This is a genomic window from Rhizobacter sp. P2_D12 (genome assembly GCF_056404395.1).
Genome location: NZ_JBFUEB010000028.1, coordinates 26119 through 40796, shown reverse-complemented (window position 1 = coordinate 40796; position 14678 = coordinate 26119). Strand labels below are relative to the sequence as shown.

General features: G+C 67.6%; 14 protein-coding genes and 1 tRNA gene. All 15 read right to left on the bottom strand.

All coding sequences use genetic code 11. From position 1 onward, the window contains the following. Window positions 1-4 precede the first annotated feature (4 nt). Window positions 5-2317 (bottom strand): NADH-quinone oxidoreductase subunit NuoG, encoded by a 2313-nt coding sequence (gene nuoG / locus AC1DYN_RS12000; protein ID WP_477959664.1) that lies wholly within the window; start codon window positions 2315-2317, stop codon window positions 5-7. Continuing rightward, window positions 2314-3681, bottom strand: coding sequence for an NADH-quinone oxidoreductase subunit NuoF (gene nuoF / locus AC1DYN_RS11995; RefSeq protein WP_477959662.1), 1368 nt, complete (start codon window positions 3679-3681; stop codon window positions 2314-2316). Before nuoF ends, nuoG begins: the two co-directional genes overlap by 4 nt. Before the next feature lie 14 nt (window positions 3682-3695). Continuing rightward, a complete protein-coding gene (gene nuoE, locus AC1DYN_RS11990) occupies window positions 3696-4187 on the bottom strand; it encodes an NADH-quinone oxidoreductase subunit NuoE (protein ID WP_477959660.1) in 492 nt (163 codons plus the stop codon). Then, the gene (locus AC1DYN_RS11985; protein ID WP_477959658.1) at window positions 4184-5437 is read right to left on the bottom strand and encodes an NADH-quinone oxidoreductase subunit D; all 1254 of its coding nucleotides are present in this window, start codon (window positions 5435-5437) and stop codon (window positions 4184-4186) included. The genes nuoE and AC1DYN_RS11985 overlap by 4 nt, the downstream gene beginning before the upstream one ends. Before the next feature lie 24 nt (window positions 5438-5461). Then, the gene (locus AC1DYN_RS11980) at window positions 5462-6058 is read right to left on the bottom strand and encodes an NADH-quinone oxidoreductase subunit C (protein WP_477959656.1); all 597 of its coding nucleotides are present in this window, start codon (window positions 6056-6058) and stop codon (window positions 5462-5464) included. An 8-nt stretch (window positions 6059-6066) separates the two neighbouring features. Further along, the gene (locus AC1DYN_RS11975; protein WP_056807940.1) at window positions 6067-6543 is read right to left on the bottom strand and encodes a NuoB/complex I 20 kDa subunit family protein; all 477 of its coding nucleotides are present in this window, start codon (window positions 6541-6543) and stop codon (window positions 6067-6069) included. 3 nt (window positions 6544-6546) lie between these two features. Further along, window positions 6547-6906: an NADH-quinone oxidoreductase subunit A gene (locus AC1DYN_RS11970; RefSeq protein WP_477959654.1), complete on the bottom strand. Its 360-nt coding sequence runs from the start codon at window positions 6904-6906 to the stop codon at window positions 6547-6549. Window positions 6907-6967: 61 nt separating this feature from the next. After that, window positions 6968-7052 (bottom strand) — tRNA-Leu (locus AC1DYN_RS11965). Between the two features lie 152 nt (window positions 7053-7204). Further along, on the bottom strand, window positions 7205-7609 hold the full coding sequence (gene secG, locus AC1DYN_RS11960) for a preprotein translocase subunit SecG (RefSeq protein WP_477959652.1): 405 nt from the start codon (window positions 7607-7609) through the stop codon (window positions 7205-7207). 32 nt (window positions 7610-7641) lie between these two features. Beyond that, window positions 7642-8382, bottom strand: a complete 741-nt coding sequence (tpiA, locus tag AC1DYN_RS11955; RefSeq protein WP_477959650.1) for a triose-phosphate isomerase — start codon at window positions 8380-8382, stop codon at window positions 7642-7644. Between the two features lie 23 nt (window positions 8383-8405). Then, window positions 8406-9392 carry an NAD(P)H-quinone oxidoreductase gene (locus AC1DYN_RS11950; protein WP_477959648.1) on the bottom strand — a complete coding sequence of 329 codons (987 nt, stop codon included), beginning with the start codon at window positions 9390-9392 and terminating at the stop codon, window positions 8406-8408. Between the two features lie 51 nt (window positions 9393-9443). Next, window positions 9444-11582: a polyribonucleotide nucleotidyltransferase gene (gene pnp, locus AC1DYN_RS11945; protein WP_477959646.1), complete on the bottom strand. Its 2139-nt coding sequence runs from the start codon at window positions 11580-11582 to the stop codon at window positions 9444-9446. A gap of 220 nt (window positions 11583-11802) precedes the next feature. Next, the gene (gene rpsO, locus AC1DYN_RS11940; protein WP_477959644.1) at window positions 11803-12072 is read right to left on the bottom strand and encodes a 30S ribosomal protein S15; all 270 of its coding nucleotides are present in this window, start codon (window positions 12070-12072) and stop codon (window positions 11803-11805) included. Between the two features lie 121 nt (window positions 12073-12193). Then, window positions 12194-13360, bottom strand: a complete 1167-nt coding sequence (locus AC1DYN_RS11935) for a pyridoxal phosphate-dependent aminotransferase (protein ID WP_477959642.1) — start codon at window positions 13358-13360, stop codon at window positions 12194-12196. Continuing rightward, a complete protein-coding gene (locus AC1DYN_RS11930; RefSeq protein ID WP_477959640.1) occupies window positions 13357-14640 on the bottom strand; it encodes a branched-chain amino acid ABC transporter substrate-binding protein in 1284 nt (427 codons plus the stop codon). The genes AC1DYN_RS11935 and AC1DYN_RS11930 overlap by 4 nt, the downstream gene beginning before the upstream one ends. Window positions 14641-14678: the final 38 nt, after the last annotated feature.

Genomic DNA, 14678 nt, shown 5'->3' with positions numbered 1-14678 from the left:
TCCTTCAGGCCTTCTCGATCGACAGCGGACCGAACATCGCGCCCAGGGCGGCGGTCAGCGCATGGCCGGCCGGCACGCGCACCGTGTGGGCGGCCAGGCTTTCATCCAGGCGCGCCGGCAGCGTGATCGCGGCGCTGCCCTGCGACAGGCGCACGGTGTCGCCGTCCTTCAGGCCGAGCTGCGACCATTGCGCCGAGCCGACGGAGGCGACCGGCGGCCGCGCATCGGCGGTCAGCTGCAGCGAGGTGGCGCGGCGCACCAGCGCGTCGGCCGAGTAGATCGGCACGTCGGCGATGCGCTCCAGGCCGGTACCCGGCGCGGTCGCCGCGACGGCCTGCGACGTCGCGTTGCTCAGCCGCGCGACGATGGTGCTGACGTCGCCCAGCGCCTCGGCGCGCACCTCTTCGGACGTCTCGTGCTCGAAGCCCTTCAGGCCCAGCACGTTGCCCAGCACGCGCAGCACCTTCCAGGCGGGCCGTGCATCGCCCAGCGGCTTCACGACACCGTGGAAGCCCTGCACGCGGCCTTCTGCATTGACGAAGGTGCCCGAGGTCTCGGTGAACGGCGCGATCGGCAGCAGCACGTCGGCGACGTCGAGCGCGGCGTCCTTGAACGGCGTGAGGGCCACCACCATGTCGGCCGACTGCAGCGCGGTCTTCGCGACCACCGGGTTGGCGGCATCGAACTCGGGCTCGACGTTCAGCAGCACGCAGGCGCGCAGCGAACCGCTGAGCATCTGCCCGGCATTCAGGCCGCCGGCACCCGGCAGCGCGTTGACGAGCTGCGCGCCGACGGTGTTGGCGGCTTCGGTCAGGTAGCCGACGGTGGCGCCGGTCTCGGCACCGATCCAGTTCGCCAGCGCCAGCAGCTCGCCGGCCTGCGGGTGCTGCGCGGCAGCATTGCCCAGCAGCACGGCCTTGCGCTCGCCGCCCAGCAGCGAGGCGGCGACGGCCTTCGCGGCGTCGGTCGCGGTGGCGGCCAACGGGGCGGCCCCGCCCTTCGCGGCGGCAACCGCAGCAGCGATCTCGGCCAGCGCCTGCACCCAGCCGCTCGGCGCCACCGCCTGCTGGCCTGCCATCGGCATCAGCCAGTCATCGGCCAGCGCATGCAGGCTGTGCACCTTGGCGCCCTTGCGGGCGGCCTGGCGGATGCGCTGCGCGAACAGCGGATGGTCCTTGCGCAGGAACGAGCCCACCACCAGCACGCGCTGCAGCGTCGACAGCGAGGCCACCGTGGTGCCCAGCCAGCGCACGCCATCGGCGGCGCGGAAATCGGCATGGCGCGCGCGGAAGTCGATGTTCTCGCTGCCCAGCCCGCGCACCAGCCTGGCCAGCAGGTGCAGCTCTTCGACCGTGCTGTGCGCCGAGCCGACCGCGCCGATGCTCTTGGCACCGTGGTCGGCCTTGATCTGCGTCAGGCCCTTGGCCACGTACTCGAGCGCGGTGGTCCAGTCGACGGTCTTCCACTCGCCGCCCTGCTTGATCATCGGCGCGGTCAGGCGCTGGTCGCTGTTGACGGCCTCGTACGAGAAGCGGTCGCGGTCGGCCAGCCAGCACTCGTTGACGTCCTCGTTCTCCAGCGGAACGACGCGCATCACCTTGTTGCTCTTGACCTGCACGATCAGGTTGGCGCCGGTGCCGTCGTGCGGGCTCACGCTCTTGCGGCGCGACAGCTCCCAGGTACGGGCGCTGTAGCGGAACGGCTTGCTGGTCAGCGCGCCGACCGGGCAGATGTCGATCATGTTGCCCGACAGCTCGGAGTCGACGGTGTCGCCGGCCACGGTGGTGATCTCGGAGTGCTCGCCGCGGTGGATCATGCCGAGCTCCATCACGCCCGCCACTTCCTGGCCGAAGCGCACGCAGCGCGTGCAGTGGATGCAGCGGCTCATCTCCTCCATCGAGATCAGCGAGCCGACGTCCTTGTGGAAGACGACGCGCTTCTCTTCGGTGTAGCGCGACGACGAGCCTCCGTAGCCGACGGCCAGGTCCTGCAGCTGGCATTCGCCGCCCTGGTCGCAGATCGGGCAGTCGAGCGGGTGGTTGATCAGCAGGAACTCCATCACGCCCTGCTGCGCCTTCAGCGCCTTGTCGCTCTTGGTGCGCACGATCATGCCCTGCGTCACCGGCGTGGCGCAGGCCGGCATCGGCTTCGGCGCCTTCTCGACGTCGACCAGGCACATGCGGCAGTTGGCCGCGATCGACAGCTTCTTGTGGTAGCAGAAGTGCGGGATGTAGGTGCCGGCCTTGTCGGCGGCATGCATCACCATGCTGCCTTCGGTGACCTGCACCTTCTGGCCGTCGAGTTCGATTTCAATCATGCGTGAGCCTTGACTGCGCAGGTCTTGTGTTCGATGTGATGGATGAACTCATCACGGAAGTGCTTGATCATCGCGCGCACCGGCATCGCCGCGGCGTCGCCGAGCGCGCAGATGGTGCGGCCCTGGATGTTGTCGGCCACCGAGTTCAGCAGGTCGATGTCTTCCATGCGGCCCTGGCCGTGCTCGATGCGATCGACCATGCGGAACAGCCAGCCGGTGCCTTCGCGGCACGGCGTGCACTGGCCGCAGCTCTCGTGCATGTAGAAGTACGACAGGCGCAGCAGGCTCTTGACCATGCAGCGGGTGTCGTCCATCACGATGACTGCGCCCGAGCCCAGCATCGAGCCGGCCTTGGCGATGGCGTCGTAGTCCATCGTCGTGTCCATCATGATGGACGCCGGCAGCACCGGGGCCGACGAGCCGCCCGGGATCACCGCCTTCAGCGTGCGGCCCTTGCGCACGCCGCCGGCGAGTTCGAGCAGCTTCGAGAACGGCGTGCCCAGCGGAACCTCGAAGTTGCCGGGACGCTCGACGTCACCGACCACCGAGAAGATCTTGGTGCCGCCGTTGTTGGGCTTGCCCATCTCGAGGTAGGGCTGGCCGCCATTGCGGATGATCCACGGCACCGCGGCGAAGGTCTCTGTGTTGTTGATCGTCGTCGGCTTGCCGTACAGGCCGTAGCTGGCCGGGAACGGCGGCTTGAAGCGCGGCTGGCCCTTCTTGCCTTCCAGCGATTCGAGCAGCGCCGTCTCTTCGCCGCAGATGTAGGCGCCGAAGCCGTGCGAGGCATGCAGCTGGAAGCTGAAGTTCGAACCGAGGATCTTGTCGCCGAGGAATCCGGCCGCACGTGCTTCTTCGAGGGCGGCTTCGAAGCGCTCGTACACCTCGAAGATCTCGCCGTGGATGTAGTTGTAGCCGACGCTGATGCCCATCGCGAAGGCCGCGATCGCCATGCCTTCGATGACGATGTGCGGGTTGAACATCAGGATGTCGCGGTCCTTGCAGGTGCCGGGCTCGCCTTCGTCCGAGTTGCACACCAGGTACTTCTGCCCCGGGAACTGGCGCGGCATGAAGCTCCACTTCAGGCCGGTGGGGAAACCCGCGCCGCCGCGGCCGCGCAGGCCCGAGGTCTTGACCTCGGCGATCACCTGCTCGGGCGTCATCGGTTCGCCGGTGCTGCCCTGGAACTCGCCGGTCAGGATCTTGCGCAGCGCCTGGTAGCCGCCGCGCGCGACGTAGTCCTTCAGCGACCAGTTGCGGCCATCGAGGTCGGCATAGATCTGCGCGCCGATGTGGCGGCCGTGGAAGCAGGTCTCGGTGCCGGTGGCCTGGAACTTGGAGAGGTCCAACAAGGGTTGCGACATGGATCGTTCCCGTTTCACTTGGCCGCGCGCAGCGTGTCGACGAGCTCGTCGAGGCGCTGCTCGTTCATGAAGCTGCACATCTGGCGGTCGTTCACCAGCATCACCGGCGCGTCGGCGCAGGCGCCCAGGCATTCGCTCTTCTGCACGGTGAACACGCCATCGGCGGTGGTGCCGCCTTCTTCGACGCCCAGGCGCGAGCACAGGTGCTCGAGCGCGGTCTGGCCGTCGCGCAGCTGGCACGGCAGGTTGGTGCAGACGTTCAGCTTGAACTTGCCCAGCGGCTGCTGGTTGTACATGTTGTAGAAGGTCGTCACCTCGTGCACCGCGATCGGCGGCATGCCGAGGTAGTCGGCGACGAGCTTCTCGCTCTCGGCCGAGACGAAGCCCTGCTCCTGCTGCACGATGGCCAGCAGCGCCATCACGGCCGACTGCTTCTGCTCGGCGGGGTACTTGGCCACTTCGCGGTCGAAGCGCGCGCGTGTGCTGTCCGAAATCAGCGAACTCATCGGTCGATCTCTCCGAACACGATGTCCATCGTGCCGATGACCGCGACGGCGTCGGCGATCATGTGGCCACGGGCCATCTCGTCAAGGGCTGCCAGGTGGGCGAAGCCGGGGGCGCGGATCTTCAGGCGGTAGGGCTTGTTGGCGCCGTCGCTGACCAGGTAGATGCCGAACTCGCCCTTCGGGTGCTCCACCGCCGCATAGGCCTCGCCTTCGGGCACGTGGAAACCTTCGGTGAAGAGCTTGAAGTGGTGGATCAGCTCTTCCATGCTCGACTTCATCTCGACGCGCGTCGGCGGTGCCACCTTGTGGTTGTCGGTGATCACCGGCCCCGGGTTGGCGCGCAGCCAGGCGACGCACTGCTGGATGATGCGGTTGGCCTGGCGCATCTCCTCGACGCGCACCAGGTAGCGGTCGTAGGTGTCGCCGTTGACGCCGACCGGCACGTCGAAGTCCATCTGCGAATAGACGTCGTAGGGCTGCKTCTTGCGCAGGTCCCAGGCGATGCCCGAGCCGCGCAGCATSGSGCCGGTGAAGCCCAGGTTCAGCGCGCGCTCGGGGCTGACGACGCCGATGCCCACGGTGCGCTGCTTCCAGATGCGGTTGTCGGTGAGCAGCGTCTCGTAGTCGTCGACGTTCTTCGGGAAGCGCTTGCAGAAATCCTCGATGAAGTCGAGCAGCGAGCCCTGGCGGTTCTCGTTCAGGCGCGCGATGGTCTTCGCGTTGCGCACCTTCGAGGCCTTGTACTGCGGCATCGCGTCGGGCAGGTCGCGGTAGACGCCGCCCGGGCGGAAATAGGCCGCGTGCATGCGCGCGCCCGACACCGCCTCGTACATGTCGAACAGGTCTTCGCGCTCGCGGAAGCAGTAGATGAGGATGTTCATTGCACCGCAGTCGAGCCCGTGCGCGCCCAGCCACAGCAGGTGGTTCAGCAGCCGCGTCAGCTCGGCGAACATCACGCGGATGTACTGCGCGCGCAGCGGCACGTCGACGCCCAGCAGGCGCTCGATGGCCAGGCAGTACGCGTGCTCGTTGGACATCATCGACACGTAGTCGAGGCGGTCCATGTAGGGCAGCGACTGGATGTAGGTCTTGCTTTCGGCCAGCTTCTCGGTGGCGCGGTGCAGCAGGCCGATGTGCGGGTCGGCGCGCTGGATCACTTCGCCGTCGAGCTCCAGCACGAGTCGCAGCACGCCGTGGGCTGCCGGGTGCTGCGGTCCGAAATTGAGCGTGTAGTTCTTGATTTCAGCCATGTCATCGCCTCGAGGCGCGAGCCTCTAGTGCAGTCCGCCGTAGTTGTCTTCGCGAATGATGCGCGGCGTGATCTCGCGCGGCTCGATCGTCACCGGCTGGTAGATCACGCGCTTCTGCTCGGGGTCGTAGCGCATCTCGACATGGCCCGAGGTCGGGAAGTCCTTGCGGAACGGGTGGCCGATGAAGCCGTAGTCGGTCAGGATGCGGCGCAGGTCGACGTGGCCGTCGAACAGGATGCCGTACAGGTCGAAGGCCTCGCGCTCGAACCAGTTGGCGGCGTTCCAGGTGTCGTTGACCGATGCGACCAGCGGCAGGTCGTCGTCGGGCGCGAACACCTTCAGGCGCAGGCGCCAGTTGTGCGTGACCGAGAGCAGGTGCGAGACCACGCAGTAGCGCAGGCCTTCGTGCGGCTGGTCCTTGTACGACGAATAGTCGAGGCCGCACAGGTCGATCAGCTGCTCGAAGCGCAGCGTGGGGTCGTCGCGCAGCGCGAGCGCAATGGCGGCGTAGTCGCCGGCGCCGACGGTGAGCGTGAGCTCGCCGCGGTCGCGCACCAAGCGCTTGATCTTGCCGACGAAGGCCGCTTCGAGCGCCGCCTGGAGGGTGTCGAGTTTGCTCATTCGCGGCCTCAGCGGGCGATCGTGTTTTCGCGGCGGATCTTGGTCTGCAGCTGCAGCACACCGTACAGCAGCGCCTCGGCCGTCGGCGGGCAGCCCGGCACGTAGACGTCGACCGGCACGATGCGGTCGCAGCCGCGCACCACCGAGTAGCTGTAGTGGTAGTAGCCGCCGCCGTTGGCGCACGACCCCATCGACAGCACCCAGCGCGGCTCGGCCATCTGGTCGTAGACCTTGCGCAGCGCCGGTGCCATCTTGTTGCACAGCGTGCCGGCGACGATCATCAGGTCGCTCTGGCGCGGGCTGGGGCGGAACAGCATGCCGAAGCGGTCGATGTCGTAGCGGGCCGCGCCCGCATGCATCATCTCGACCGCGCAGCAGGCGAGGCCGAAGGTCATCGGCCACAGCGAGCCGGTCTTCGACCAGTTGATCAGCGTGTCGACGCTGGTCGTGACGAAGCCTTCTTTGAGAACGCCTTCAATGCTCATTGCTTACTCCCAATCGAGGGCGCCCTTTTTCCACTCGTAGGCGAAGCCGACGACGAGGATGCCGAGGAAGACCATCATGGCCCAGAACCCTGCCGGACCGATTTCCTTGAGCGAGACCGCCCACGGGAAGAGAAACGCGATCTCGAGGTCGAACAGGATGAAGAGGATGGCGACGAGGTAATAGCGCACGTCGAACTTCATGCGCGCGTCTTCGAAGGCCTCGAAGCCGCATTCGTAGGGGGAATTCTTCGCGGTGTCCGGCTTGTGCGGACCCAGCAGGAAACCCAGCACCTGGGGCGCTACGCCAACCCCCACGCCGACCAGGATGAACAGGATGACGGGGAGGTAGGGGGCCAGGTTCATGGTGTGGTTTGAGCCGTCTTGAAACAAACGAGGCACTGGGTAAGTGCCTCGTTCAAAGATCTGGTGCCGWCGGCGAGACTCGAACTCGCACAGCTTKCGCCACTACCCCCTCAAGATAGCGTGTCTACCAATTTCACCACGACGGCCTAGCAAGAACCCATCAAAACTGCTGTTCGGTTGGCATGAGGACTGGCTTACCGAACAGCCGTAAATTCTAACCGCAAAGACCTGGGGTTTACGCGCTGTGCACCGCGGTGCAGCACGACAGTCGGGTACCCCGCGGGCCTTGGCCGGCGCCTTACTTGGTCGGGATCGCGCCGGCGCCCGAAGCGGCCTGCACCGGGGCGGCGATGCTTGAGGCGGCAACCGCCGGGGCCGAGGCCAGGCCGGCCGGCGCGCTGGCAGCCACCGGGCTCGGGGCACGGTCGAGGATGGTCGAGCCGGTGTCCGGCGCGACGCTGGCGCGCTCGTGCGAGAAGTAGGCCAGCGCCAGCGTGCAGACGAAGAAGATCGCCGCGCACACCGCCGTCGAACGCGACAGGAAGTTGGCGCTGCCGGTGGCGCCGAACAGGCTGCCCGACGAACCGCTGCCGAAGGAGGCGCCCATGTCGGCGCCCTTGCCGTGCTGCACCAGCACCAGCCCGATCATGATCAGGGCCGCCAGCATCTGGATGGCGACGATGAAATTCAACAGCACTTGCATTGTTCTTGCTCCAGGAAAATCATTGGCTGCGGTCAGGCCGCCGCTTTGCATATGGCCGCGAAATCCGCAACCTTCAGGGACGCCCCGCCGATCAGCCCGCCGTCGATGTCGGCTTGGGCAAACAGGCTGGCGGCGTTGTCGGCTTTCACACTCCCGCCGTACAACAACAACATCTCATCCGATTTCTGCGTCGCCGCGTGCAGCTGCGCGCGCAGCAGCGCATGCACCGCCTGCGCCTGCTCGGGCGATGCGGTCTTGCCGGTGCCGATGGCCCACACCGGCTCGTAGGCCACGACGACCTGCGAGATGCAGTGCGCCAGCGTGTGGATCACCGCCGACAGCTGGCGCTTGACGACCGCATCGGTCTGGCCGGCCTCGCGTTCGGCCAGCGTCTCGCCGACGCAGACGATGGGCGTCAGCTTGTGCGCAAGCGCAGCCTTCGCCTTGTCCGCGACCAGCTGGTCGGATTCGCCGTGCAGCGCGCGGCGCTCGGAATGGCCGACGATCACGTACTGGCAGCCGAACTCGGCCAGCATCGCGGCCGACACCTCGCCGGTGAAGGCCCCGCTGTCGTGCGCCGAACAATCCTGTGCACCCCAGGCGAAGCGCTGGCCTTGCAGCGACAGCGCCACCTCGCCCAGGTACGGGAACGGTGCGCACACCGCCACCGCCGCATCGAACGGACCCGCTGCGCCCAGCCCGGCCAGCAGCTCGGCATTCGCGACGCGGCTGCCGTTCATCTTCCAGTTGCCGACGACGAGCTTGCGACGCATGCTTCGATCTCCTGGGACGGTGGTCACCATGTGAGCACCAGCTTGCCGATGTGCTGGTTCGTTTCCATCAGCGCATGCGCCGCGGCGGCCTGCTCGGCCGGGAACACCTGGTGGATCACCGGCTTCACCTGGCCCGACGCGAGCCACGGCCAGGCCTGCCGGCGCAGCGACTGCGCAATGGCGGTCTTGAAGGCGACCGAACGCGGGYGCAGCGTCGAGCCGGTGATGGTGAGGCGGCGGCGCAGCACGGCGCCGGCATCGATCTGCGCGGCGGTGCCGCCCTGCACCGCGATCAGCACCAGCCGGCCGTCGTCGGCCAGGCATTTCAGTTCGCGCGCGATGTAGTCGCCGGCCACCATGTCGAGGATGACGTCGGCGCCGCGACCATCGGTCACCCGCTTCACCTCGTCGACGAAATCCTGCGTGCGGTAGTTGATCGCCGCGTCGGCACCGAGGGCGACGCAGGCTGCGCACTTGTCGTCGCTGCCGGCGGTCGCGATCACGCGCGCGCCGAAGGCCTTGCCCAGCTGGATCGCGGTGACGCCGATGCCGCTGGTGCCGCCCTGCACCAGCAGGCTTTCGCCCGGCTGCAGGTGGGCGCGCTCGAACACGTTGGACCAGACGGTGAAGAAGGTCTCGGGCAGGCTGGCGGCCTCGACGTCGCTGAAGCCCGCCGGCACCGGCAGGCACTGGCCGACCGGCGCGACGCACAGCTCGGCGTAGCCGCCGCCGGCCACCAGCGCGCAGACGCGGTCGCCGAGCGCGATGCCCGCCGCCGCCATCGCCGCCGCATCGCCGGCGATGACCTCGCCCGCGACCTCCAGCCCCGGCAGGTCGGACGCCCCCGGCGGCACCGGGTAGTGGCCCTTGCGCTGCAGCACGTCCGGCCGGTTGATGCCGGACGCGCCGACGCGGATCAGCAGTTCGCCGGCCGCAGGCACCGGTGCCGCGCGCTCGATGGCGCGCAGCACGTCGGGCGCGCCGTGGGAGGTGATCGCGATCGCCTTCATCGTGGACTCACAAAAGATGGCACCGGGCCGCCTCGCGGCGACCCAGGGCGCTCACTCCTGCGTGGCAGGGGCCGAAGGAGCCGATGCCGGCGCCTGATCGCGGTCGAGCAAGGCCTTCATCGACAGCTTGACGCGGCCCTTCTCGTCGGTCTCGAGCACCTTGACCTTGACGATCTGGCCTTCCTTCAGGAAGTCGGTGACCTTCTCGACCCGCTGGTGAGCGATCTGGCTGATGTGCAGCAGGCCGTCCTTGCCCGGCAGCAGGTTGACCAGCGCACCGAACTCGAGCAGCTTGGTGATCGGGCCTTCGTAGACCTTGCCCACCTCGACCTCGGCGGTGATCTCTTCGATGCGCTTCTTGGCGTAGGCCGCCTTGTCGGCATCGGCCGAGGCGATCGTGATGGTGCCGTCTTCGCCGATGTCGATCGTGGTGCCGGTTTCCTCGGTCAGCGCACGGATGGTCGCGCCGCCCTTGCCGATCACGTCGCGGATCTTCTCCGGGTTGATCTTCATCGTGTACAGGCGCGGGGCGAACTGCGACACCTCGGTCTTGGCTTCGCCCATCGCCTCGGTCATCTTGCCGAGGATGTGCAGGCGGGCTTCCTTGGCCTGCGCCAGCGCGACCTGCATGATTTCCTTCGTGATGCCCTGGATCTTGATGTCCATCTGCAGCGCGGTCACGCCCGAGGTCGTGCCGGCCACCTTGAAGTCCATGTCGCCCAGGTGATCTTCATCGCCGAGGATGTCGGTCAGCACCGCGAAGCGGTTGCCGTCCTTGATCAGGCCCATCGCGATGCCTGCGACGTGCGCCTTCAGCGGCACGCCGGCGTCCATCAGCGCGAGGCAGCCGCCGCACACCGAGGCCATCGACGACGAACCGTTCGATTCGGTGATCTCCGAGACCACGCGCATCGAGTACGGGAACTCGACGCGGTCCGGCAGCACCGCGACCAGCGCGCGCTTGGCCAGGCGACCGTGGCCGATCTCGCGGCGTTTCGGGGTGCCGACACGGCCGGTTTCGCCGGTGGCGAACGGGGGCATGTTGTAGTGCAGCATGAAGTGCTCGCTGAACTCGCCGGCCAGCGCGTCGATCTTCTGCGAATCGCGCTCGGTGCCCAGCGTCGCGGCCACCAGCGCCTGCGTCTCGCCGCGGGTGAACAGCGCCGAGCCGTGCACGCGCGGCAGCACGCCATTGCGGATCTCGATGGCGCGCACGGTGCGGGTGTCGCGGCCGTCGATGCGCGGCTCGCCCGACAGGATCTGGCTGCGCACGATGCGCGCCTCGATGTCGAACAGCACGTTGTCGACCTTGACCTTGTCGAACTCGACGCCTTCGGCCGTCAGCGCGGCAACCACCGACGCCGTGGCTTCGCGGGTGGCCTGCGTGCGGGCCTGCTTCGAGCGGATCTGGTAGGCGGCGCGCAGCTTGTCTTCGGCCAGCGCGGTGATCTTGGCGATGAAAGGCTCGTCCTTGGCCGGGGCGGCCCAGTCCCAGGCCGGCTTGCCGGCATCGCGCACCAGGTCGTTGATCGCGGCGATCGCGATCTTGCTCTGGTCGTGGCCATAGACCACGCCACCGAGCATGATCTCTTCGCTCAGCTGCTGGGCTTCGGATTCGACCATCAGCACGGCGGCTTCGGTGCCGGCGACGACCAGGTCCATCTGCGAGTCGAGCAGCTGGGTCTTGCCCGGGTTCAGCACGTACTGGCCGTTGACGTAGCCCACGCGGGCGGCGCCGATCGGGCCGTTGAACGGGATGCCGGAGATCGCGAGCGCGGCGCTCGAGCCGATCAGCGCGGCGATGTCGGCCGACACCTCGGGGTTCAGCGACAGCACGTGGATGACGACCTGGACTTCGTTGTAGAAGCCTTCGGGGAACAGCGGACGCAGCGGCCGGTCGATCAGGCGGGACGTGAGCGTCTCGAGTTCGCTCGGGCGGCCTTCGCGCTTGAAGAAGCTGCCGGGGATCTTGCCGGCGGCGTAGGTCTTCTCGATGTAGTCGACGGTCAGCGGGAAGAAATCCTGCCCCGGCTTCGCGTTCTTGGCACCGACCACGGTGGCCAGGATCACGGTGTCCTCGATGTTGACGATGACGGCGCCGCTCGACTGGCGGGCGATCTCGCCGGTTTCCAGCACGACGGTGTGCTGGCCCCATTGGAACGTCTTGGTGACTTTGTTGAACATGCTCATGCTTTTTCTCCGGTTCGTTGTCAGCGCCTGGGGTGGGCGACGCCTTTGGGCCCGGAACTGCAGCAACCTGGCGCGATGCCATTCCAGCGGCGTTCGGGGGTTCGAACGCTGGTGGAATGACACATCGTCATCTGTGGGTGCTCAGCTCCAATCGCGACTTCAGAAGCGCAAAGAGCCTGTGCTGGACGGTCCAGACAGGCTCTCGCTCTTCATGCGCAGATTACTTGCGCAGACCCAGCTTCTGGATCAGCGCGGTGTAACGGTCTGCGTCCGTCTTGCGCAGGTAGGCCAGCAGGCTCTTGCGCGTGTTGACCATCTTCAGCAGGCCACGGCGGCCATGGTGGTCTTTCAGGTGAAGCTTGAAGTGGGGGGTCAGCTCGTTGATGCGGGCGGTCAGCAGGGCCACCTGCACTTCGGGCGACCCGGTGTCGTTGGCACTGCGGGCATTGGCCTTGACGATCTCGGACTTGTTCAGATCTGCGACGGACATGTCAGTTTCCTGGGATTCCCGGTGCCTTTTCATGCATCCGGAAGGTTGCTACTTGCGGTCGCGGGTGAAACTGACCCGCGCCGTGCGAATTTGCTGGGCCTGTGAAGGCAAAGCCCGTCGATTATAGCCCACGGGCGCGCTTCAGCCGCTCCACCCCTTCGACCAACCGGGACGGGTCGCGCGAGGCGAAGCACCAGCGCAGCCAGCCTTCGGCCTCGTCGCCGAAGGCCGCGCCGGGCGCCAGGCCCAGGCCGACGCCGGTGACCAGGCGCTTGGCCAGCGCCAGCGAATCGTCCTCGCCCTCGATGCGGAAGAAGGCGTACATGCCGCCGGACGGCATCGCCAGCGTGACGCCCGGCAGCGCCTGCAGGCGCGGCACCAGCGTGTCGCGGCAGGCTTTCAGCCGGCCGACCAGGCCCGGCACGAAGCCGTCGGCACCGGCCAGCGCGGCGACGCCGGCGCGCTGCACGAAGACCGGCGCGCACGAGGTGTTGAACTCGATCAGCTTGCCGATGTCGGCCGTCAGCGCCGCCGGCACGACCAGCGAGCCCAGGCGCCAGCCGGTCATCAGGAAGCTCTTCGAGAAGCTGTGCGCGACGACCAGCCGGTCGTCGGGCCCGGCGATGTCGAGGAAGCTGGGCGCGGCCAGGCTTGACTCAGAGACAGGCCCCGGCTCGTAATACAGCCGCTCGTAGACCTCGTCGGCGACGATCCAGGTGCCGGTGCGGCGGCAGTGGTCCAGCACCGCCTGCTGCTCGGCACGCGTCATCGTCCAGCCGGTCGGGTTGTTCGGCGCATTGACCAGCAGCAGCCGGGTCTTGCCGGTGATGGCTGCCAGCAGGCGATCCAGGTCGAGCTGCCAGGCGCCGTCGCGCACCTGCAAAGCGACGCGCTTCACGTCGGCCCCCAGGATGGCCGGCTGCGCGGTGATGTTGGGCCACACCGGAACGACAGCGACCACCTCGTCGCCGGCCCCCACCAGCGCCTGCGTCGCGATCATCAGCGCGTTGACGCCGGACGAGGTGACGGCGATGCGGTCGGCACCGACCGGGCGGTGCAGCCTTGTCGCGTACTGCGCCAATGCATCGCGCAACTCGGGCAGGCCCAGGTTGTGGGCGTACGCGGTCTCGCCGCGACGCAGCGACTCGACCGCGGCTTCGGTGACGAAATCCGGCGTCGGCTCGTCGCTCTCGCCGAACCAGAACGGCAGCACGTCGTCGCGCCCCATCGCCGCATTCGCGACCTCGCGGATCTTCGACGCAGGCAGCCTGGCAATGATGTCTCTCATGGTCGCTCCATCGCACAGCGGTGCGGCATCTCGGTCTGGGATTCGGTGAGCTGCAGCACGGTCTTGAAACCGTAGCCCGAGCCCTCGTTGTCGAAGCGCACGCCCGGGGTGCCGGCGCGCTGCATCACGCTGACGACCAGCGGCTGCTCGAACTGGTGGTCGGCCGCGCGCATCGTGCCGCGGTGGAAACCGCCGAGGTATTTCGGGTCGAGCCTGGCTCCTTCGAGCGCACGTGCCACCGCCAGCGGATCGATGCTGCCGGCTTTCTCGATCGCCGCGGCCAGCGTCTCGACCATCGCCTGCATGCGCATGTGCACGTAGTCGTCCTCGGGCTTCGGGAAGCGCTCGCGAAAGCCCGCGTAGAACTTGTCGGAAGCCGGCGTGCCCAGGTTGGGGTGCCACTCGGCCACCGCCAGCACGCGATCGACACCGGCCTCGCCGAGGGCCGCCGGCACGCCCAGCGCATTGCCGTAGAAGGTGTAGAAGCGCGCATCGAGCCCGACCTCGCGCGCCGCGCGGATCAGCAAGGTCAGGTCGTTGCCCCAGTTGCCGGTGAGCACCGCCTGCGCGCCGCTCGCCTTGATCTTCGACGCGTAGGGCAGGAAGTCCTTGATGCGTCCGAGCGGGTGCAGCTCATCGCCGACGATCTCGATGTCGGGCCGCTTGGCCGCGATCATCGCGCGCGCCTGCTTCAGCACGCTCTGCCCGAAGCTGTAGTCCTGGCCGATCAGGTACACCTTCTTCAGCTTCGCATCGGCGGCCAGCACGTCGGTCAGCGCCTGCAGCCGCATGTCGGCATGCGCATCGAAGCGGAAGTGCCAGAAGCTGCACTTCTCGTTCGTCAGCGCCGGGTCGACGGCCGAGTAGTTCAGGAAGATCGCGCGCCGCGACGGCTCGCGCTGGTTGTGCTTGTTCAGCGCGTCGACCAGCGCCGCCGCGGTGGCCGAGCTGTTGCCCTGCATCACGAAGCCGATGTGCTGGTCGATGGCCGCGCGCAGCAATGACAGCGCCTCTTCGTTGCTGCCCTTGCTGTCGAAGCGCACCAGCTCCAGCGGGTGGCGACCATCCGGCAAGCTGACGCCGCCGCGCTGGTTGACGCGCTCCACCGCCCACAGCAGGTTGCGGTGCACCGCCTCGCCGGCGTTCGCGAACGAGCCCGACAGGCCCTCGATCAGCGCGATGCGCACCGGCTCGGCCGGCGCCGCGGCCAGCGCCATCGACATGCCCGACAGCAGGCCCGCCAGCACGCCGCACCGCTTCACCCAAGCCACGATGTGCATTTTTCAACCCACTTGAAAACAAAAATGCCGCTATCAAG